This is a genomic window from Isoptericola sediminis (genome assembly GCF_013085345.1).
Lineage (GTDB): Bacteria > Actinomycetota > Actinomycetes > Actinomycetales > Cellulomonadaceae > Isoptericola > Isoptericola sediminis.
On the sequence record NZ_JABFAJ010000017.1, the window covers coordinates 51,111 to 71,876 of the forward strand.

General features: G+C 71.7%; 20 protein-coding genes. 8 read left to right on the plus strand and 12 right to left on the minus strand.

Annotated features, from left to right (window positions below; genetic code table 11):
- Positions 1-150: 150 nt before the first annotated feature.
- Positions 151-1,347 (plus strand): NAD(P)/FAD-dependent oxidoreductase, encoded by a 1,197-nt coding sequence (locus HLI28_RS09245; RefSeq protein ID WP_171247227.1) that lies wholly within the window; start codon positions 151-153, stop codon positions 1,345-1,347.
- A gap of 57 nt (positions 1,348-1,404) precedes the next feature.
- Here the strand turns inward: HLI28_RS09245 and HLI28_RS09250 are convergent, their stop codons facing one another.
- The 6 genes from HLI28_RS09250 to HLI28_RS09275 form a co-directional block, all read right to left on the minus strand.
- Positions 1,405-3,636: a TIM-barrel domain-containing protein gene (locus tag HLI28_RS09250; protein ID WP_171247228.1), complete on the minus strand. Its 2,232-nt coding sequence runs from the start codon at positions 3,634-3,636 to the stop codon at positions 1,405-1,407.
- On the minus strand, positions 3,633-4,760 hold the full coding sequence (locus HLI28_RS09255) for a glycoside hydrolase family 15 protein (protein ID WP_171247229.1): 1,128 nt from the start codon (positions 4,758-4,760) through the stop codon (positions 3,633-3,635). Before HLI28_RS09255 ends, HLI28_RS09250 begins: the two co-directional genes overlap by 4 nt.
- Before the next feature lie 79 nt (positions 4,761-4,839).
- Entirely contained in the window at positions 4,840-6,102 is a 1,263-nt protein-coding gene (locus HLI28_RS09260; RefSeq protein ID WP_216077559.1) for an ABC transporter substrate-binding protein, read from the minus strand.
- A gap of 65 nt (positions 6,103-6,167) precedes the next feature.
- Entirely contained in the window at positions 6,168-6,974 is an 807-nt protein-coding gene (locus HLI28_RS09265; protein WP_171247231.1) for a carbohydrate ABC transporter permease, read from the minus strand.
- Entirely contained in the window at positions 6,967-7,911 is a 945-nt protein-coding gene (locus HLI28_RS09270; RefSeq protein WP_171247232.1) for a carbohydrate ABC transporter permease, read from the minus strand. Before HLI28_RS09270 ends, HLI28_RS09265 begins: the two co-directional genes overlap by 8 nt.
- The gene (locus HLI28_RS09275) at positions 7,911-9,134 is read right to left on the minus strand and encodes an ROK family transcriptional regulator (protein ID WP_171247233.1); all 1,224 of its coding nucleotides are present in this window, start codon (positions 9,132-9,134) and stop codon (positions 7,911-7,913) included. The genes HLI28_RS09270 and HLI28_RS09275 overlap by 1 nt, the downstream gene beginning before the upstream one ends.
- Positions 9,135-9,346: 212 nt before the next feature.
- Here HLI28_RS09275 and HLI28_RS09280 point away from each other — a divergent pair, with 212 nt between their 5' ends.
- From HLI28_RS09280 to HLI28_RS09295, 4 genes are read left to right on the plus strand one after another with little or no spacing between them, the layout of a single operon-like run.
- The gene (locus HLI28_RS09280; RefSeq protein WP_171247234.1) at positions 9,347-9,799 is read left to right on the plus strand and encodes a cation diffusion facilitator family transporter; all 453 of its coding nucleotides are present in this window, start codon (positions 9,347-9,349) and stop codon (positions 9,797-9,799) included.
- Positions 9,796-10,539, plus strand: coding sequence for a DUF4389 domain-containing protein (locus HLI28_RS09285; protein WP_171247235.1), 744 nt, complete (start codon positions 9,796-9,798; stop codon positions 10,537-10,539). Before HLI28_RS09280 ends, HLI28_RS09285 begins: the two co-directional genes overlap by 4 nt.
- Positions 10,540-10,582: 43 nt before the next feature.
- Positions 10,583-11,137 carry a hypothetical protein gene (locus HLI28_RS09290; protein ID WP_171247236.1) on the plus strand — a complete coding sequence of 185 codons (555 nt, stop codon included), beginning with the start codon at positions 10,583-10,585 and terminating at the stop codon, positions 11,135-11,137.
- Positions 11,134-12,723 (plus strand): FAD-dependent monooxygenase, encoded by a 1,590-nt coding sequence (locus HLI28_RS09295; RefSeq protein ID WP_171247237.1) that lies wholly within the window; start codon positions 11,134-11,136, stop codon positions 12,721-12,723. Before HLI28_RS09290 ends, HLI28_RS09295 begins: the two co-directional genes overlap by 4 nt.
- Here the strand turns inward: HLI28_RS09295 and HLI28_RS09300 are convergent.
- From HLI28_RS09300 to rnhA, 5 genes are all read right to left on the minus strand, one after another.
- A complete protein-coding gene (locus tag HLI28_RS09300) occupies positions 12,698-13,870 on the minus strand; it encodes a MarP family serine protease (RefSeq protein ID WP_171247238.1) in 1,173 nt (390 codons plus the stop codon). The genes HLI28_RS09295 and HLI28_RS09300 overlap by 26 nt on opposite strands.
- A gap of 407 nt (positions 13,871-14,277) precedes the next feature.
- Positions 14,278-14,973 carry a nucleotidyl transferase AbiEii/AbiGii toxin family protein gene (locus HLI28_RS09305; RefSeq protein ID WP_171247239.1) on the minus strand — a complete coding sequence of 232 codons (696 nt, stop codon included), beginning with the start codon at positions 14,971-14,973 and terminating at the stop codon, positions 14,278-14,280.
- Complete coding sequence (locus HLI28_RS09310) at positions 14,970-15,542, minus strand: type IV toxin-antitoxin system AbiEi family antitoxin domain-containing protein (protein WP_171247240.1); 573 nt, start codon at positions 15,540-15,542, stop codon at positions 14,970-14,972. Before HLI28_RS09310 ends, HLI28_RS09305 begins: the two co-directional genes overlap by 4 nt.
- Before the next feature lie 241 nt (positions 15,543-15,783).
- Positions 15,784-17,187 carry a dihydrolipoyl dehydrogenase gene (lpdA, locus tag HLI28_RS09315; RefSeq protein ID WP_171247241.1) on the minus strand — a complete coding sequence of 468 codons (1,404 nt, stop codon included), beginning with the start codon at positions 17,185-17,187 and terminating at the stop codon, positions 15,784-15,786.
- Between the two features lie 57 nt (positions 17,188-17,244).
- Positions 17,245-17,697: a ribonuclease HI gene (gene rnhA, locus HLI28_RS09320; protein ID WP_425483389.1), complete on the minus strand. Its 453-nt coding sequence runs from the start codon at positions 17,695-17,697 to the stop codon at positions 17,245-17,247.
- A 130-nt stretch (positions 17,698-17,827) separates the two neighbouring features.
- On the opposite strand from rnhA, the gene HLI28_RS09325 reads away from it, so the two are divergent.
- The 3 genes from HLI28_RS09325 (at position 17,828) to HLI28_RS09335 (ending at position 20,111) form a co-directional block, all read left to right on the plus strand.
- Positions 17,828-18,691, plus strand: coding sequence for an LLM class flavin-dependent oxidoreductase (locus HLI28_RS09325; RefSeq protein WP_171247243.1), 864 nt, complete (start codon positions 17,828-17,830; stop codon positions 18,689-18,691).
- Between the two features lie 74 nt (positions 18,692-18,765).
- Entirely contained in the window at positions 18,766-19,707 is a 942-nt protein-coding gene (locus tag HLI28_RS09330; protein ID WP_171247244.1) for a hypothetical protein, read from the plus strand.
- On the plus strand, positions 19,704-20,111 hold the full coding sequence (locus HLI28_RS09335) for a GntR family transcriptional regulator (RefSeq protein WP_171247245.1): 408 nt from the start codon (positions 19,704-19,706) through the stop codon (positions 20,109-20,111). The genes HLI28_RS09330 and HLI28_RS09335 overlap by 4 nt, the downstream gene beginning before the upstream one ends.
- Here HLI28_RS09335 and leuD read toward each other — a convergent pair.
- Positions 20,104-20,742, minus strand: coding sequence for a 3-isopropylmalate dehydratase small subunit (gene leuD / locus HLI28_RS09340; RefSeq protein ID WP_171247246.1), 639 nt, complete (start codon positions 20,740-20,742; stop codon positions 20,104-20,106). The genes HLI28_RS09335 and leuD overlap by 8 nt on opposite strands.
- Between the last annotated feature and the right edge of the window lie 24 nt (positions 20,743-20,766).

Consider the following 20,766-nt stretch of genomic DNA (forward strand, 5'->3'; position numbering starts at 1 on the left):
CGGTTGGCCGGATCGTGATGCGGAGCAGGCCGGATCGTGACCCGGACGCACCCTTCTGACACGCGGGTGAAGTCCGTCACAAACATATACCCCCCAGGGTGTGAGGAGTAGCCTGGGAACAACGGTAGGTCCGCGATGAAGGAGTCGATCATGACCGCTCGTGTCCTGGTTCTCGGCGGCAGCTTCGCAGGGATGACGGCCGCCCTGTCCATCAAGTCCGACCTGGGCGACGAGGTCGACGTCACCGTCGTCTCGGCCTCGGACCGGTTCGTGTTCAACCCCTCCCTGATCTGGCTGCCGTTCGGCCGCCGCGGCCGCACCGACATCACGTTCCCCCTGGAGCCGACGTTCACCAAGCAGGGTGTGCGGTTCGTCCACGGCGAGGCGAGCTACGTCGACCCCGACCACCACCGGGTCGAGACCACCGAGGGCACGTTCGACTACGACTACCTGGTGATCGCCACCGGGTACCGCAACGACCTCGACGTCGTCCCCGGGATGCGCGACACGCCCACCATCACCACGCTCCACGACGCCGAGCGCACCTACGACGCCTGGCGCCGGTTCCTCGACGAACCCGGTGACGTGGTCATCGGCGCCACGCAGCGCGCGAGCTGCTTCGGGGCGGCGTACGAGTTCCTGTTCAACACGTCGTACCAGCTGCGTCGTGCCGGCCTGCACGGCAAGGTCAAGCTGACCTACGTCACCTCCGAGCCCTTCGCGGGCCACTTCGGCATCGACGGCATGCCGGGCGCCAAGCCGCTGATGCGGATGTTCGCCAAGAAGGAGGGCATCACCGTCGAGCCGAACCAGTCGATCCAGGAGATCAAGCCCGACACGGTCGTGCTGTCCGACGGGCGCGAGCTGCCGTACAAGTTCGCCATGATCGTCCCCCCGTTCCGCGGGCAGGACTTCCTCGCCAAGACCCCGGACCTGGTCGACGCCGGGAACTACGTCAAGGTCCGCCCGACCTACCAGTCCGAGAAGTGGGACGACGTCTACGCCGTCGGCATCGCCGCCGCCGTGCCCGTGCCCTGGACGACCCAGGTCGCGACCGGCATCCCCAAGACCGGGTTCCCGAGCGAGCAGCAGGCGCACATCGCCGCCGAGAACATCGTCGCCCAGGTCCGCGGCGAGGAGCCGACGTCCGCCAAGGAGTTCGGCAAGATCCCGGCCCTGTGCGTGATGGACGCCGGGAACAACGGCGTGGCGATGGTCGCCGACCACATGCTCCCGCCGCGCAAGGCCGCCGTCATGGTCCCCGGACCGCAGAACCACGCGTTCAAGATCGGCTTCGAGAAGTACTCCCTGGCCAAGATGAAGGCCGGCAAGGTCAAGCTGCCCTGACCTCGCGCCGCGTCGCCGCCGTGGTCCCGGGCCGGACGGTCCGGGACCACGGTGCGCTCAGTCGCGGAACACTCCTCCGAGCTCGTCCCACCGGTCGGCACGGACGAAGACGGGGACTCGGCACCGCGGCGTGCTCGTCGCCACGACCTGGCCGCCGCGCACGGCCTCGCCGCTCCAGGCGTCGACCCACTCGCCGGCCGGCAGGTACACGGGCCACCGGTCGCTCCCCGGCTCGAGGACCGGTGCGACCAGCAGGGCGTCGCCGAGCGTCCACTGCACCGGGTGGTTCCAGACCTCCGGGTCGTCCGGGTGGTCGAAGTAGAGCGGCCGCATGAGCGGCGCGCTCGTGTCGATGGTGCGGGCCGCCTCCCGGCGGAGGTAGGGCACCAGGCGTTCGCGCAGGTGGACCAGCTCACGCACTTCGTCGACCACGGCCCCGTCACCGGTGAGCTCGGCGACGTTCCAGGGGGTGCGGTCCCGCGACGGCGTCCGGTGGTGGTTGAACTCCGAGTGGTACTGCATGATCGGGACGAACACGCTGGCGGCCATGGCCCGGACGTACAGCTCGGCGTCGGGAACGGGGCCCGAGAACCCGGCGATGTCCCAGCCCCAGTAGACGATCCCGCACGCCGCGGCCGACAGGCCCGCCAGCATCGACCAGCGGAACGCCTCCCAGGTCGAGTTCTCGTCGCCCGCCCAGAACGCGCCGTGCGCCTGCGACCCCGTGAACCCCGCCCGGCTGAACGTCACCGGCGCCTTGCCGCACGACTCGAGCAGCCGACCGTAGGCCGCCGGGTATGCGACCGGGAACAGGTTGTTGCCCTCGTCGCCCCGCGTGCCGTCCAGGTAGGACAGGTCGGCGCCCCAGGCGTGCTCCCCGCCGTCGGTCTTGAAGCCGTCGACGCCGATCTCCTCGACGAGGTACCGGCGCTTCGCGGTCCACCAGTCGGCCGCACGGTCGTCCGTCAGGTCGGGCATGAGGCCGAGCGGGAACCACCAGCCCCGGTTCCGGTAGGGACGCAGGGTCCCGTCCGGGGCCTCCTCGCGCACGAGCAGGCCCTCCGCGACGGCCGCCCGGGCGTCCGCCTTGGCCTGCCCGGACGGGTGTGGGCGCATCTTGATCAGCGGGATCTGCCACAGATGGACCTTGACGTCATGGTCGTGCAGGGCGTCGACCATGCCCTTGGGGTCAGGCCACGCGCCGTCCGCAGGGAACTCGAAGTCGGACAGCCGCAGCGGCCCGCCGTCCGGGCGGACGGTGTACCTCGCGTCGCGGAAGGCCACGAAGGTCGACTCGTCGCTCCAGGCCTCGATCACGACGTTGCCCACGGGGACGTCGTGCTCACGGTGCAGGGCCATCTGCCGCTCGACCTCCGCCTGGGTGTTCCACTCGTTCCCCGACGCCCACAGCCGGAAGACCCAGTCCGGCAGCTCCGTCGGGCGCCCGACCTCCGCCAGGAACGCGTCGAGCACCGCGCGGGGGTCGCCGTCGTAGAGAGCGACGGACAGGGCACCCTCGGCCCCCGACGGCGCCGACACCTCGGCCTCGACGACGAGACGGTCCGACGCGGCCGCTCCCAGGTCGAACCAGACCCGGCGCGAGGTGCGCACGTGGAATCCCCATCCCGAGTCGCCCACGACGTGCGCGAACGGCATGGGCAGGTAGGTGCGCCGGTGGGCCCCCTGGGACTTGTACTGCTCGAACACCACGGAGTCGAGCGTCGCGCCGCGGTGGTCCAGGGCGTCGAAGCGTTCCCCGAAACCGGCCACGTGCTCGGCACCGGTCAACGGCAGGGCGAAGCGCACGCGGTGCAGGCGTTCGCCGTCGTCGAGGACCTCGACGGACCCGGGCAGCACCGCGACGGCGTCGCCGTCGACGGCCAGGACGGAGTCGTCGGCCGGGCGCCACGACGCCGGTCGGGTCCCGAACCACCGCGTCGAGCGGGTCGTACCGTCCGCCGACGTCGCGACGAAGCGGTAACGGAACGCCTCCCGCGGGGCCGGGAGCTCTACCTGCCAGCCGCCCGCGCGACGTGCCTGGCGCGCCTGCGCCGAGGCGAGGTGCCCGCCGTCGACGGCCTGGCCCCGCGAGGAGCGTGGCACGGTCGCCAGGGGTACCCGCCGCGTCTCGTCGTCGCCCACGACCAGCTCGAGGTCGACGGACGCGACCTCTCCGGAGGTCCTGACCCCCAGCCGGAGGGGCTCGCCGGCCACGGGGCGGACGGGCGAGCGCTGCTCGGTGTCGGGCGAGTAGGGATGGCCGGAGCCGGCCGGGCGGTGGCGGATCACGAGGTCTCCTCGGTGTCGATGAGGTCGATGGCCGCGGCGAGCCGCAGCAGCATGGCGTGGCTCCACAGCAGGGGCGTGGCGACGGTGCCCCAACGGTCGACCCACTCCTGACGCATCGACGGGTCGAGCAACGACCCGTCGACCTGCTCGGGCAGCAGGAGGTCGTCCGTGGCGGTCGAGGCCGCCCAGTCGAACGCGGCCCGGGCCTGCTCCAGCTCGCCCCGGGCCGCCCGGGCGAGACCGTAGAAGCAGGTGAGCAGGGGCCAGCGCCCCCCGCCGTAGAAGGTGTCCGCCCGGAACCGGTAGATGCCGCCGTCCGTGGAGAGCTCGCGCTCGATGACGTCCAGGGTGCGGCCCGCGAGCTCGCTGCCGGGGTCGACGAGGCCCAGCGGCGCGACGAGAGCGCTGAGCGACCCGTCAGGCTCCCGCGTGCCCAGCCACTTCGTCAGGTGCCCGTCGACGGTACCCCGGGACGCCAGGACGTCGTCGACCCGGGCCACGACGTCGCGCGCGCGGTCGGCCCGCTCCCCCACGACCATCTCGTGCTCGACAGCGGCACGCAGACCAGCTGCCACGCACCCGAGGGTCGAGACGTGGACGTGCTCGTCGTGCTCCTCCCACCAGTCGTAGCAGGGGCGGTCCCACGAGCTGACGAGGTAGTCGACGGTCAGGACCGCGGCGGGCCGCCACCGGTCGGGGTCCAGGCCGTGGCGGTTCGCGTGCTCCGTCATCGCCCACAGCCAGGTGCCGTAGCCGTCGAGCTGGAAGTCCCACCACTGGTCGTGCCCGAGCTCGCCGCCCATGGTGAAGCGTGCCGGCAGCATGCGGTCGTCCGGCAGCGGCGCCCCCGCGGCGGCCGCTCCGACGATCTCAGCGATCGCGTCGGCGTGACGCAGCACCACGGCGGAGCACCAGTCGAAGAACCGCCCGGCGGACTCCGGCTCGCCGGCGGCGGACATGCCGTCGGCGATGAACGAGCCGTCGCGGAACCAGCAGTAGCCGCGGTACGCGGAGAAGGTCGGGCTCGCAGGGTAGGCGCCGTTGTCGGCCTGCTGCGCGGCGATGACCTCCCGCGACCTCGTGAGCAGCGCGGCAAGGTCGGGGTGCGGGTGGTGAGGCGTCATGCGCGTCTCTCTCCAGAAGGCGTCGTCGGGCCCGGGGCGGACGCGGGGTCGCGCCCGTCCCGGGCGGGGAACATGCTCGTCAGCCGAGCAGGGCGTTGACTCGTTCCTCGGCCGAGGCCAGGGCCTCCTCGACGGACTGGCGTCCGGCGGCGGCCTCGGTGAGCTCCTCCGTCACGATGTCCTGCATCTCGGCCTGCTTCTCGCCGATCGACGGCGCGAGAGCGACCGACTCGAGCGAGTCGAACACGGCCTGACGGTTCTCGGGGTCCCCCTGCTCGAGGTACGGCGCGAGCCGGTCCTCGTCCGCGACCGGCGGCAGCTCCCAGCCGGACTCCAGCCGGGTGTCGACCATGACCTCGGACGAGGTGAGGAACTCCGCCCACCGCTGCGCGGCCTCGACGTTCTCGCTGCCCGCGGAGACGGCCACGCCGTTGGAGAACATGGCGGACGCCTGGCGCTCGTCACCCGGCTCGACGGCGATGTCCCACGCGAACGATGCGTCCGCGAGCGCACCGAACATCCAGATCCCGGTGTGCCACATGGCGAGCTTGCCGTCGGTGAACAGGGTGGTGTCGAAATCGGGGGTGCCGGCACCCTGCTCGGCGGTCGGCATGACGGTGCCGGACTTCTCCACGAGCCAGCGGGCGGCCTCCAGGCCCTCGGGCGAGTTGAACGCAGCGGCGCTGCCGTCCTCGGTGAGGAAGGAGCCGCCGGCCTGGTCGACCGTCTTGTAGAACTCGTGGAAGCTGATCGGCTGGTAGTCGCCGAACACCCCGGCGTCGGCGTCGGTGAGCTTCTCGGCGGCGGCCTTCTCGTCGGCCCAGGTCCAGTCGGCGTCCGGGTAGTCGAGACCAGCAGCGTCGAACAGGTCCGCGTTGTAGTAGAGCACGACGTTCGAGAACGACGACGGCAGGGCGTACTGGGTACCGTCGGTGGCGTACGCCTCGGCGAGCGACTCCTGGTAGGCGCTGGTGTCGGCACCCTCCAACGGCGCGAGCACGCCGTTCTGCTGGTAGCCCTCGTAGTCGGCGAACTCGATGTCGAAGACGTCGGAAGCCGTCCCACCGGCCAGGTCCGTCTTCAGGGCGGTGGAGTAGTCCGCGTACGGCATCGTCGTCACGTCGACGGTGATGCCCGGGTTCTCCTCCTCGAAGGCCTCGACGATCGTCGCGAGGTTCTCCTCGTTGCCACCGTTCGAGATGAAGTTCGTGTAGGTGATCGTGACGTCGCCACCGCCCTCGGCCCCGGTCTCGGCGGCGTCGGTGCCACCTGCGCAGGCGGTGAGCGTGAGGCCGGTGACGGCGGCGAGCGCGACCCCGGTGGTGAGTCGTGAGCGGAACATGAGCATGTCTCCTTCGACAGTCGTGCGGACAGGTGGTGAGGGGTGGCTGGTGCCGTGCCGGGGGGCTACTTGATGCCCGTGCCGGCGACCCCCTGGATGACGTACTTCTGGGCGGTCAGGTAGATGGCGAGCATCGGCAGGATCGACACGACGGAACCGGCCATCATCACGTCCCACTGCGTCGTGTACTGGCCCTGCAGCCCGGCGAGCGCGAGCGGCAGGGTCTGCAGCTCGTCGGTCCGCAGGATCACCAGCGGCCACAGGAAGCTGTTCCAGCTGCTCATGAACGAGAAGACCGTCAACGTCGCCAGAGCGGGACCGACGAGCGGGAGCACGATGCGGGAGAAGATCCGCAGGTGCCCGGCGCCGTCCAGGGTCGCTGCTTCGTCGAGCTCCCGGGGCACCGAGTTCATCGCCTGCCGGAGCAGAAAGACGCCGAAGGCCGACGCGACACCCGGGAGCAGCACCCCGAGGTAGGTGTCGACGAGCCCGAGCGCTCGCATCTGCACGAAGAGGGGGACGATGAGCACCTGGATCGGGATCATCATCGTGGCCAGGTAGACGGCGAAGACCACGCCCCGCCCACGGAAGGGCATGCGCGAGAACACGTACGCCGCCGTCGCGCTGGTCACGAGCTGCAGGACGGTCGTGGCCACAGCGAGGCCCACCGAGTTGAGCACGACCCGAGCGAACGGTGTGTTGCCGAACAGCTCGCGGTAGGCCTCCAGCGACGGATCGGCAGGTATCAGTGACGGCGTCGCCGACAGGCCGGTCTGCGACGAGAGCGAGGTGACGACCGTCCAGAGGAACGGGAAGAACATCACGACGGCGCCGAGCACGACGAGCACGGTGAGCGCGATCTTCCTAGGCATAGTGGACCCACCTCCGCTGGCCGCGGATCTGGACGAGCGTCACGAGCATGACGAGCGCGAAGAGCAGCCAGGACAGGGCGGACGCCATGCCGGCCGACCCGTAGCGGAACGTCAGGTCGTAGATCTGCTGGACGACGACGGTGCTCGCGCCGGCGGGTCCTCCCCCGGTCATCGCGTACACCTGGTCGAAGACCTGGAAGCCGTTGATGAGAGAGATGACCAGGACGAAGAAGGTCGTGGGCGACAGCAGGGGCAGCGTGACGGAGACGTGCCGGCGCCACCATCCCGCACCGTCGAGCGTGGCCGCCTCGTAGAGCTCCTCCGGGATGAGCTGCAGACCGGCGAGCAGGATGATCATGACGAACCCGAGGTCCTTCCACGCCGAGGCGAGGATGATCGAGGGCATCGCCCAGGTGGGATCGGTCCACCAGCCGGGCCCGTCGAGGCCGAGCAGACCGAGGACATGGTTGACCACGCCGTTCGACGGGTTCAGCAGCCACCGCCAGACGATCGCGACGACGATCCAGCTCGTGACCACCGGCAGGAAGTACACGCCGCGCAGCAGGTTGCGCCCCGGGATCGCGGCGTTGAGGGCGAGGGCCAGGAAGAGGCCTCCCACGTAGACGATCGGCAGGTAGCCCGCGATGTAGTAGAGGGTGTTCCCGAAGGCCCGGTGCGTCTCCGGGTCCTGCAGGAGCTCCGCGTAGTTACCGAGGCCGACCCACCGCATGTCGGACAGCAGGTTCCACTCGTGCAGGCTGGTCCACAGCGCACCGATCATCGGGTAGACCGTGAACAGCGCGAGCGGGACGGCGCTGGGCAGAAGGAAGGCCACGACGGTCAGGGCGTAGCGGACCCGCCGGGCCCGGGGCCTCGGAGCCCCGGCGGCGGGCGACGGCGCCTGAGGGCGAAGGCGGGTGAGGGTCGGTGTCGCCATCAGCGGGCCACCTCGGCCTGCTCGGTGCGCGACGACACGTTCATGCGCTCCCGCACCAGGCGCCCCTGCTCGCCGGAGCGTCCCTGAGCGTCGAACGGGGTGGAGAGCACCAGGCTCGCGGCACCCTGCGCCCAGCGGTCGTCCTGCCAGGTCTCGACGGCAACGACGATCCCCCGCTTGCGCGGAATGACGGCGGAGCGCAGCGCCGGCTCGAACCCCGCGGCCCAGTACGGCCAGGCGGTGACCCCCTCGCCGAGCACGACGACGATCTCGGGGTCGAGCAGGTTGACGGCTCCGGCCAGGGCTCGGCCGAGCAGCGCACCGGCCGTGGCGAACAGATCCCGTGCGCCCTCGTCGCCGTCGTCCGCGAGCGCCTGGAGGTCGGTGATGGTCCCGTCCTGCTCGAGGAGGCCCCGTCGGACGGCGTCACGGACGATGGCATGTTCTCCGACGAGCGCCTCCAGGCAGCCATGCGCCCCGCACTGGCAGACCGGGCCGTCCGGGACGACGGGCAGGTGCCCGAACTCCCCCACGCTGCCGGTCGCGCCTCGGAGGACGACGCCGTCGCTGACGATGCCGGCACCGACACCCGTCCCGATCGTGACCACGAGCACGTCGTCGTGACCTCGCGCCTGACCGAACAGGCGCTCGGCCATGGTCAGGGCATTGACGTTGTTCTCGACCAGGACGGGCATCGCGAGCTCGCGGCGCAGGATGTCGCCCAACGGGACGTGCTGCCAGCCGAGCTGCGTCGAGTCGACGGTGCCCGTGGCCTGGGCATCGACGCTGCCGGGAATACCGACACCGATCCCGAGCAGCGGGTCGTGCCGTGACGTGGCGACGAAGCGACGCAGGATCTCCACCAGCTCGCCGACGGCGGTCGGCGCGGTGGCGTCGAAGGGGTCCGTGACGGACCGCAGGACGGTGCCGTCGATGCCCGCCTCGATGACGGTGACGTGCCCGGCGACGACCTTGACGCCGACCGCCGCGCCAGACGTGGTGGCCAGACCGAGCAGACGGGCCGGCCGACCACCGGTGGACGGCGTGGTCTGCAGCTCGACGAGCAAGCCGTCCGCCAGGAGCCGCTTGGTGGTCTGCGTGACCAGAGCCGGGGAGACGGCCAGCTCGCGGGCGAGATCCGCCCGCGACATCGGCCCTCGTGCCCCGATCCGCGCAAGGACGGCGGACCTGTGGGCGTCGGCGCGGTCCGACGACTGCTTCATCCCGAACTCCTTCGTTTAGGTCTAAATAAACCCTAGAACGAAGTCCCCTCGCGATGCAACGCCATGGGGTCACGATTCGGCAACGTGGCGTTCCGGGCCGAAGGTCCCGCCCACGCGGGACCGACGGCCCGGGCGAGCGCTGCGCGCGGGGAGCATGATCGAACCAGGACGGGCGCCGCTCCGGGGCCCGTACGGACGGGGATCGGCCTGTCATGAACGCTCCACGGACCACGGGCACCGCCGCTCGACGGCCCACCGGCGCCGCGCGGCGGGTCGGCTACTCCTTCGCGGTGCTCGCCAACGGCCTGCTGCTCGTGCTCATCCACGGCTGGCCCGGCTGGGAGACGGTGCCGTTCCTGACCCCGGAGACCGTCGAGGTCCTCCCCCTGGTCAACGCCTCCATCGTCGTCGGCATCGCCGCCAACGTCGTCTACCTCGTGGTGGACCCGCTCTGGCTGCGAGCGCTCGGCGACGTCATGGTCACCGTCGTCGGGCTCGTCGCGACCGTGGCCGTGTGGCGGGTCTTCCCGTTCGACTTCACGGGCTGGTCGTTCGACTGGACGCTCGTGATCCGCATCCTGCTGGTCGTCGCCATCGTCGGCAGCGCCATCGGGATCATCACCGGGATCGCCCGTCTCGTGACCGTGCCAGGGAGGCATCGATGACCGACACCACACCGCCGCGACCCACCGGACCCGCCCCGTACCCGTTGCGGATGGACGCCGAGCCACCGACCCAGCTGTCCCGGGGGCTGTGGCTGGTCAAGTGGCTCCTGATCTTCCCGCACGTGGTGATCCTCATCGGGCTCTGGATCGCCTTCGCGGTGCTCACCGTCATCGTGTTCTTCGCGATCCTGTTCACGGGGCGCTACCCGCAGGGGATCTTCACCTTCAACGTCGGCGTCCTGCGCTGGACCTGGCGGGTGTCGTACTACTCCTACGGTGCGCTCGGCACGGACCGCTACCCGCCCTTCACGCTCGCGGAGGTGCCGGACTACCCCACCCACCTCGACGTCACGCCCCCGCAGCAGCTCTCCCGCGGTCTGGTGCTGGTGAAGTGGTGGCTGCTCGCCATCCCGCACTACATCGTCCTCGGCATCTTCCTGGGCACCAGCTCCCGCACGACGGAGATCGCCTCGGACGGGACGGTGGTCGTCACCGACTGGCCGCCCGGCGTCGGGCTCGTCGGCGTGCTCGTGTTCTTCGCGGCGGTCGTGCTGCTGTTCCGGGGCGACTACCCGCGCGGGATCTACGAGCTCGTGCTGGGCCTGCAGCGGTGGTCGCTCCGGGTCGGCGCCTACGCCGCGCTCATGACGGACGAGTACCCGCCGTTCCGGCTCGACATGGGCGCGCGGGAGCCCGTCCGTACACCGGCCGACCCGGGGCCGCCACCACCGTCGGTCTGACACCGGCGGGCTCCTCGCCGGCCGGCGGAGCAAGGAGGCAGACATGGCGAGCCCGAGCCCCGCACCCCAGCGGGTCGCCTGGCCGGCGGTCGCGCGATGCGTCGCCGTCAGCGTCCCGCTGCTGGTTCGCGGACAGGTGCGACTCCCCCGCCACAACCTCGGCAGGAGGTTCCGCTTCGCCGACGGGACGACGGCGACGACCTACCGCGAGACGGTCGTTCCCCGGGGACCTCGCAACCCCTGCTTCCTGGCGGTCTCGTTCCGGCTGCGCGGTGTCCGTGGGCCACGTGGGCACGCCGCGTTCCGCGCCGAGAGCCTGCTGAACACCCCGCTGTTCGTCGGGTTCCCGGGCTTCGTGTCCAAGCTGTGGCTCGCGGCCGACGAACGGCACGTCTACCGCGGCCTGTACGAGTGGGACGGCAGCGAACGTGCCGAGCACTACGCCCGGTCGCTGTGGCGCGTGCTCGCGCTCGTGAGCGAGCCGACGTCGATCGACTACCGGATCGAGTCCGGTCTGGGACGTGACGAGGCGATCCGGCGGTCCGCCGAGACGGCACTCCCGGGGAGCGGCGGCTGGTGGCAGGTGGTCGAGGGATGAGCGCCGACGTCGACGTCCTGGTGGTGGGCGCCGGTCCCACCGGGCTCACGACGGCTCTGCAGGCGCACGACCACGGGGCGTCGGTCCGTGTCGTGGAGCGCCGCCCGGAGGCGTTCCGCCCGTCACGGGCGATGATCCTGCACCCGCGCACGCTCGAGTCCCTGCGTCCGCTCGGAGTGGTGGACGAGCTGCTGGACCGCGCCGACCGTGCTCCGCGGGCCTCGGTCCACCTCGGGAGGCGCGTGGTCGACGTCCGGCTGACCGACGTCACCTGGCCGGGCACGCCCTTCCCGCACCTGACCCTGGTGCGGCAGGCGGACGTCGAGGCCGTGCTCGGGGCCGCACTCCAGCAGCGCGGCGTCACGGTCGAGCGGGACGCCGAGCTGGTGGCGGCGTCCACCACGGACGACGCCGCCCGCGCCGAGGTGCGCGTCGGGGGGTCCGTGCAGCAGGTGACCAGCCGGTTCGTCGCGGGGTGCGACGGGCCGTCCAGCACCGTCCGTCGGATCGCGGGGGTCGGCTGGCGCGGTGGCCCGTACCGCGAGGAGGTCGTCCTGGCCGACGTGGAGCTCGACGCCGCCCTGGCACCGGGTCTGCTGCACGTCGTGGTCGGTCGCCCCGGCCTGGTCTTCCTCTTCGCCCTGGGCGAGGGGGCCACGTGGCGTGTCCTCGCCACCCGAGCGACGACCGGGCACGGTGCCCCCTTCGGGCAGCCCGGGGAGGCGGTCCCCGCGTCCGAGGTGCACCGGCTGCTGGAGGCCGCCGGCCTGCCCGCCGCGGTCACCGACCTGCGGTGGTCGGCGCGCGTCCGGCTCCAGCACCGGATGGCCGGCGCCTTCCGTCGCGGTCGGCTCTTCCTCGCCGGTGACGCGGCGCACGCGCACTCACCGGCCGCGGCGCAGGGGATGAACACGGGGATCCTCGACGGCGTGAACCTGGGGTGGAAGCTCGCTTTCGCGGCGTCCGGGTGCGGGGACCCCGAGGCGCTGCTGGACTCCTACGGGCTCGAGCGACGTCCGGTCGACCGCCGGGTGCTGGCCCTGACCCACCTGGTCTTCTACGGGGAGGCCTCGACGACACCGCTGCCGACGCTGCTGCGGGGCACCCTGCTGCCGTGGGCCGCACCGCTGGTCCCGGCCGTCGCCGCACGGCCGCGGGTCATGGCGTTGCTCGTCCGGTTGCTGTCCCAGGACTGGACGAGCTACCGCAGCAGCCCCGTGTCCGCCGACGGGACGTCTGCCCGACGGAGCCCTCGCCCGGGACGGCACCTCCCCGACCGCGACGTCGTCCACGAGGGACGGCGCCGACGGCTGCACGAGCTGACCGCGCACCCCGGGATCCACCTGCTCCTCGACCGGGACGCCCCGGCGCCCGACGCGCGGGGCCTCGGCCCGTGGGTCAGCACGCACCGGCTCCAGAGCAGTCCCGGGCGCGGTCTGGTGGCCGTTCGTCCGGACGGGTTCGTGGGGTTCGGCACCGCCGAGCGCGACCCGGAGGGCCTGGCCCGATGGTTGGAGCGGGTCTGCACCCCGGACCGCGTGGTGCCCGCGGAGGGCCCGCTCAGCCGGAGCAGCTCCCCGGTGTGACGGCGTCCTGCAGGTCGGGGGCCCGCGCGACCACCGGCATCAGCTCGTTCGTGGTCACGCCGTAGCCGAGCCCGTCGTCGGACTGCGACCTGCCGAAGATCACGCCGACGACCTCGCCGCCCGGGGACAGCACCGGGCCGCCGGAGTTGCCGGCGCGGATCTCGGCGGCGAGCGCGTAGACGTCGCGCTCGACCCGGCCGCTGCCGTCGCTCGCGGGGACACGCACGCCCCCGGCGTCGAGCACCTCCGCACCGACCGAGGTGAACGGGCCGCCGTAGGGGTACCCCTGCACGACGGCCGCGTCGCCGACCTCGAGCGTCGGGGCGACGGCGAGCGGCGCGGCGTCCAGGCCGTCGACGGCGACGACGGCGAGGTCGGCGTCGGGGTCGTAGTAGACGACGCGCCCCTCCTCGGCTGGCCGGCCCGGCAGCTCGACGAGCGGCCGCTCGACGCCCGCCACGACGTGCGCGTTGGTCACGACGCGGTCGGACGCGACGACGAACCCCGAACCGGTCACGCCCGTCCCGCAGGCGTACGCCGTGCCCCAGACCCGCGCCACCGACTGGGCGGAGGTGTCCAGGGCCGGGTCTGCGAGGTCGACGTCGGGCGCGACGCGCGTCCGACGCGGATCGAGCAGCCCGTCCAGGGTCGGCAGCCCGTCGTCGACCACCGCGGCACGCGCCTGGGCCAGCGAACGAGTCACGGGGGCCGGCGTGTAGTCCTCGATGGTGCGCAGGACCGACGACGACGAGACGGCCGGCGCGAGCACGGGCGACCCGGTCGCTTTGACCGTCGTGCCGAGGAAGGACAGCGCCACGGCGGCCACCAGCAGGCTCGCCACGCCACCGAGCAGACGCTCGAGCGGACCGAGCGGGGTGCGGTCGACCTGCCGCCGCAGTCCGTGCCCGATCCCGGAACCGACCGAGGCGCCGATCAGCGGGATCACGACGGCGAGGAAGAGCGTCGCCGGGCCGCGCCACTGAGCGGTGGGCAACGCGTCGACCACGAGGGGCACGGCCAGGAAGGTGACGACTCCGCCGACGACGAGACCCACCAGACCGCCGAGCGTGGCCAGCAGCCCCCGGGACAGCCCGGCGACGACGGCCACCACGAGGAGCACGACGAGCACGACGTCGAGGGGTGTCACCGGGATCCTCCGGGGTGCTGGGCGACGAGGAACGCCGAGGATACGTGGTCGGGCTGTGTTCTTCCTGAGAACGGGGCCGCCCTCCGGTGGTCGCTGGCCACCAGGCATATCGCCGCAGAGGCACCTAGGCCCACGTCGATTTCGGCATGGACGCACTCACCTACTGCGCGCTGTCGATCTGGACGATCCACTCGTTGACCGCCGCGACCGCATCGTCGAGCGGCATCGACAGGCCGGCGTCTCGGGCTGCCGTCGCGTAGTCGTGCGCCGCCCAGTGTTCATGAGCAGTGACGTTCGGCGGCCATGAGCGCTCAGGGCGACCCAGTGCACGCGCATCCTCAGCGCGCCGAACACCGCTATGGCGGCCGGACGAATGTCGCTCAGGCTCGGCTCGCCGTCCTCGTCGATCATGGACCGCAGGAGGACGAGGTCGAGACGTCGCGGGGCCGGTCGTTGACCCACATCGGGGGCTCGTGCGGATCCGAGGCCGCGTGGAGCTTCTGCGCGATCTGGTAGCGCATCGCGATCGTGACGAGTGCGTCCGGCGTCGGCAGCCCGAACGGCTCGAGGCGCGGAGCCGGGATCGTCTCAGGCATCGCGCCCGCGCCACCCTCGTCTGGCGCGAGCTCGACCTGGACGTTGCGCCACACCTGTCCCTTCAGACTCACGAACACCTGGAAGCGGCGGGGCTGGACGACACGGGTCGGGGTCTGGATCGCCTCGACCTCGGACCGGGTGAGCGTGAGCGGTCCCCACTGCTCTTCGAACGCGGCATCGAGCGCGACGATGAAGTCGTCGATGTCTCCACGGACGAGGCCGTCGAGGTCGCTCGTGGCACGCGCGGTCTTGCCCAGTCGATGCTGGAGGTAGGTACCGCCCTTGAGCAGGAAGCGGGGTGCGCCTTCGGAGTCGACCGCGCGTTGGAGCGCGGCGATCACGACCGTGGACGCGACGAGCCAGCCCATCCGCCCACCAGCGGCGGGCACGTCGAGCGCCTTCTCGGCATGGGTGACCCACTGTGCGAGGATCGACGCGCTGGCCGGCGGCTTGGCCTTGGGCTTGAGGTCGGCGAGCGTCTTGGCGGGCGGCTCGGCCTCGGTCATGCGCGATCCTCCAGGAGTTGGGTCAGACGGGCCACGTCGGCGCGCCGGACCGCGCCGGTCCGCTCCCCGCGCTCGATCCCCTGACGCAGGAGATACGTGGGCGTGCCGTAGGCGATGCACTGCTCGATCGCGGTCGTCGCCGTGACGACGCGCATGAGGTTCCACCAGCCGAGCTGGTCCGGCATCAACTCCTCGACGTGGACCACGAAGGCGTCGTTGTCGGACCGTCGAATCCGACGAGCCGTAGGGATGGTGACGTGGTAGCGGGCGGGGTTCACGTCGCTGATCTCGTGCAGCGCGAGGGCCGTCTCATGGCTCAGTGCCGCCTCCGGGTCACCCGTGCGCAGGAGCGCGACCTGGTACCGCTCGTTCTCGACGCCTGGCAGGTAGGGCACGCGATAGATGCCGCGAGCCACGGGGAGCAGCCCTCCACGAGCGACGAGATGGTCGAGGGCACCCGGGGTCACGCCCAGGTCGTCGACAGCCTGCCTGCGGGATACCAGGCCGTTCTGCCCCTCCGCAAGATCACGCAGGGCATCGCGAGCGAGAACCTCACCAGGACCAGGCATGTCAAAAAACTACCACTAGTGGTGGTGTTTTGACATGCCTTGTTTGCCCGAACTCCTTCCCACGCGTCACCCGACCTCTTGCCCAACCGGCTCCGACCTCGGCGCAGGGAAACACCCCTGCCCTCGGCCGACCCCGGTCGCCCGCCACGGTCGAGGCACAGAAGAGGCCCTGAACTGCGGCGATACCGCAGTTCAGGGCCTCCGAGCAGGACGGTCGAACCTGTCCGTGCTGTCGCAGGGATCAGAGGTTGAGCATGTGCCCCGCGAGACCGTGCACGGCCTCCTGGACGGACTCCGACAGCGTCGGGTGGGTGTGCACGTTGCGCGCCACCTCGTCGGCCGTGAGGTCCCACTTCTGGGCCAGGGTGAGCTCGGGCAGCAGCTCCGAGACGTCCGGGCCGATCAGGTGGGCGCCGAGCAGCTCGTTGTACTTCGAGTCCGCGACGAGCTTGACGAAGCCGGCGGTCTCGCCCAGGCCGTGTGCCTTGCCGTTGGCCATGGTCGGGAACTTGGCGACCTTGACGTCGTAGCCCTCGTCCTTGGCCTGCGCCTCGGTGAGGCCGAAGGAGGCGACCTGCGGCGAGCAGAACGTCGCACGCGGCATCATCCGGTAGTCGCCGAGCGTCATGGTCTCGGCACCGGCGATGGTCTCGGAGGCAACGACACCCATGGCCTCGGCCACGTGGGCGAGCATGAGCTTCGCGGTGACGTCACCGATGGCGAAGATGTGCGGCACGTTCGTGCGCATGTGCTCGTCGATCTCGATGGCGCCCTGCTTGGTGAGCTGCACACCGGTGTTCTCCAGACCGAAGCCCTCGACGGCCGGGGCGAACCCGACGGCCATGAGCACCTTGTCGACCTCGAGCGAGCCGGGCTTGTCGTCCTTGACGCCCTTGTACTCGACCTTGACCGAGGAGCCGTTGTCCTCGACGGACTGCACGGCGGTGGAGGTGAGGATCTTGATGCCGAGCTTCTTGTACTGCTTCGCGATCTCCTTGGAGACCTCGGCGTCCTCGTTGGGCAGCGCCCGGTCGAGGAACTCGACGATGGTGACGTCCACGCCGTAGTTCTTCATGACGTAGGCGAACTCCATGCCGATGGCGCCGGCGCCGACGATGGCGACCGACTTCGGCAGCTCGCGCGTCATGATCTGCTTCTCGTAGGTGACGACGTTCTCGGAGAGCTCGACGCCGGGAAGCAGCTTGACCTGGGAACCGGTCGCGATGATCACGTTGTCGCCGGTCACGGTCTCGGTGCCGCCGTCGTTGAGCGCCACCTCGATCGTGTTCGCGTCACGGAAGGTGCCGCGGCCGTCGTACTCGGTGATCTTGTTCTTCTTCATGAGGAAGTGGACGCCCTTGACCCGGCCGTCCGCCACCTCGCGGGACCGGTCGTAGGCCTTGCCGAAGTCGAAGCTCACGTCCCCCGACATGCCGAAGTAGTCGGCCTGCTCGTGGAAGATGTGCGACAGCTCGGCGTTGCGCAGGAGAGCCTTGGAGGGGATGCAGCCCACGTTGAGGCAGACACCACCCCAGTACTTCTCCTCGATGATCGCAACGGACTTGCCGAGCTGGGCCGCACGGATCGCGGCGACGTAGCCGCCGGGGCCAGCTCCGAGGAGAACGACGTCGTAGTGAGAAGCCATGGGCCACAGCCTATGTGGTGCGCGCCGGTGCGTGCGTCGTGAGGTCCGTCGCAGGTTTCAGCGCACCGAGTCGACCCCGTCGTTGGCGAGCTGGTCGGCCCGCTCGTTGCCCGGGTCGCCCGCGTGGCCCTTGACCCAGACCCAGTGCACGTCGTGCTCGGCGACCTCGGCGTCGAGGGCCTTCCAGAGGTCGGCGTTCTTGACCGGCTTCTTCGCCGCGGTCTGCCACCCGTTGCGCTTCCAGCCGGCGATCCAGGACTTCATGCCGTTCATCACGTACTGGGAGTCGACGTGCAGGGTGACGTCGCTCGGGCCCTTCAGCGCGCGCAGCGCCTCGACGACGGCCGTGAGCTCCATGCGGTTGTTCGTGGTGGCCTTCTCACCGCCGAAGAGCTCCTTGCGGTGCTCGCCGGAGCGCAGCAGGGCGCCCCATCCCCCGATGCCGGGGTTGCCCTTGCAGGCACCGTCGGTCCAGATCTCCACGGTCGGCTTGTCGCTCACGGGGGTCACCCTACGTCCCGGCACCCCTGCCCCCGCCGCCGCCGACGCCGACGAGCGTGCGCCCTTGCTCCCTCTTCGGCCCGGACGAGGGAGCGAGTGAGCACGCTCGTTGTCGGAGGGGGTGTCTAGCGTCACGGAGATGAGGTTCGGGTTCATCAGCAGCTTCGGCACACCCGCCCAGCACGTGGAGATCGCCCGCGCGTGCGACGAGCACGGCTGGGACGGCTTCTTCACCTGGGACGGCGTCAGTCTGGGCGAGTTCGGCGAGGGCGCGGTGGCGACGTGGGACCCCTTCGGGATCCTCGCGGCCGCGGCGACGGTCACCGAACGCGTCACGCTGGGGGCGATGGTCTTCGCCCTGCCCCGGTACCGGCCGTGGGAGCTGGCGCAGCGGGCGCTCACCGTCGATCACCTCTCGGGCGGCCGCCTCGTGCTGCCGGTGGGCGTCGGCGTCACCGACGACCGCGCCTTCAGCTCCGTGCCGGGGCAGCCGCTCACGCTGAAGGACCGTGCGGCGGCCCTGGACGAGACCCTGGCCTGGCTCGAGCGGTCGTGGTCGGGCGAGCCCTTCACCGCCGACGGCGAGCACGTGCGCACCGGTGTGTTCCAGTTTCCGCAGCGGCCCGTCGCGGGCCGCGTCCCCGTGTGGCCGGTGGGGGTCTGGGACGCCACCCGGCCGCCGGCCCGGAACCTGCGCCGCGCGCTGCGCTGGGACGGCGTCGTCCCCCAGCTGCGCGGCACGGCCGAGGTCCCGGGACCCGACGACGTCGCGGGTCTCGTCGCCTGGATCGCGGCCGAGCGCTCCGCGCGGGACGGCGCCGGACGGCCGTTCGACGTCGTCGTGCAGGGTCGCCTGCCTGACGACCCCGCGGAGGCCGCGGAGCTCGTCGCGGCGATGCGCGAGGTCGGCGCGACGTGGTGGGTCGAGTCGCGCTGGGACCCGGCGCAGGACACCCCCGAGTCGCTCCTGGCCCGCGTCCGCCAGGGACCACCGGCCACCTGACGGCACCGGTGGACGACGCGCCGCCGATTCAATGGTTCAATGTGTTGACTCATCGAGCGAACAGGGAGGTTCCCGTGGCGGTCGTCGTCCTGGCGCTGGGGGTGGCCGCGGCCGCCGTGCCCGCGCTGCTCGTGAGCGCCGTGCTGTGGTTCCGGCGCCGGCCCACCGACGTCGGCGAGCCCACCCTCGCGGCCCGGCGCCACGAGGTGCTGGTGTCCACCGCGGCGCTGCTCGCCGCCGCGGTGTGCGCGGGCGTGCTCCTCGCACAGCCGGTGACCTGGCGGCCGGGCACGCCGGGCACGCCGGCCCCGGGGCTGCTGCAGGCGCTCACCCCCTGTGCCGTCGCGGCCACGTTCGCCGCCGTGCGCGGTGTCGGTGAGCTGACCTGGCCCCGGCCGCGCGGCGAGGTCCGCAGCGCCCCGCTGCGACGCCGCACCGCACGCACGCTCGGCGGAGCACGCCTGCGCCTGATGATCCTGACCGCGGGATGCCTCGCCGCGACGCTGGTCGGGTTCGGCCTCACGGCCGACCCGACGGGCCGCGCGTTCGCGACCGGACCGGTCGCCCTCGCCGACGGCGGGACCCTGAGCGGCGCCACCGGCCCCTACCCCGGATGGCCCTACGGCGGCCCCCTGCTCGTCGCCGTCCTGATCACCCTCGGGGTGACAGGCCTCGCGCTCGCCACGATCGTCCGACGGCCGCCGCTGCACGGTGTCCCGGGGCACCACGACGACGCCGTGCGGGCCACGAGCACCGCGCGCCTGCTGGGTGCGGTCCAGCTCTGCCTCGGCGTCACGCTCGGGGGCGTGCTCGTCGTCGGCGGCATGGCACTGCGGGGCGCGGGAAGCTCCCTGCTGCTGAACGGGGCGTCGCCCCACGGACTGGTCGCCGTCGGCACCGCCCTGGCCCTGGCCGGTGGCGCGATCCTGCTCGCCTCGGTCGTCGCGGGCCTCGTGACCGTGGCCCCGCGGCAGGCGCCCGACCCCGCGACCCCGGCGGACGCGACCGTCGCATGAGCGACGTCGTCGTCGACCTCGGCTCTCCCGTCCCGGCCTACGAGCAGATCCGGGCCCAGGTCGCCGCTGCCGTCGCGGTGGGCACGCTCCGGCCCGGGGACCGGCTGCCGGCATCCCGCGCCCTGGCCCACGACCTCGGTATCGCGGTGGGCACCGTGCAGCGGGCCTACCGCGAGCTGGAGGGCGACGGCGTGGTGGTCTCGCGACGGCGCACCGGCACCGTCGTCACGCCGGGGAGGACGACGACGGGCGGCGGGACCGTGGTCCCGCCGCCCGTGATCGTCGAGCGGACCCGCGCGCTCGTCGTCGAGGCGCGGGCCGCCGGCCTCACCGACGAGGCCGTGCTCGACGTGGTCCGGGGCGTCCTGGCCGCACCGCACGGCCAGGACTCCGACGTCAGCTGACCGGACGCGCCGGCTCGATCTCGACCTTCGGCAGGTGCTTGGCCGGCAGGGTCGTGGGGCGCCAGGACGACCGCGACTGCTCGTACGCGGAGATGTCGTCCTCGTGCTGGAGGGTGAGACCGATGTCGTCCAGACCCTCCATGAGCCGCCAGCGGGTGTAGTCGTCGATCTGGAACGGCACGGTGACGTCGTCGGCGTGCACGGTCCGCTGCTCGAGGTCGACGGTGACCTCGGTACCGGGCTTGGTCTCGAGGATCTTCCAGAGCAGCTCGATGTCGTCCGGGGCCACGACGCCGGCGACGAGGCCCTGCTTGCCCGAGTTGCCGCGGAAGATGTCCGCGAACCGGGAGGCCAGCACGACGCGGAAGCCGTAGTCCTTCAGCGCCCAGACGGCGTGCTCGCGCGAGGAGCCGGTGCCGAAGTCCGGGCCGGCGACCAGCACCGAGCCGTTGCGGTAGGCGTCCTGGTTGAGCACGAACGACTCGTCGCCGCGCCAGGCGGCGAACAGGGCGTCCTCGAAGCCGGTGCGCGTGACCCGCTTGAGGTAGACGGCGGGGATGATCTGGTCGGTGTCGACGTTGCTGCGGCGCAGCGGCACCCCGACGCCGGTGTGGGTGAGGATCTTCTCCATGAGGGGTTCTCCTGTCGGAAGGAC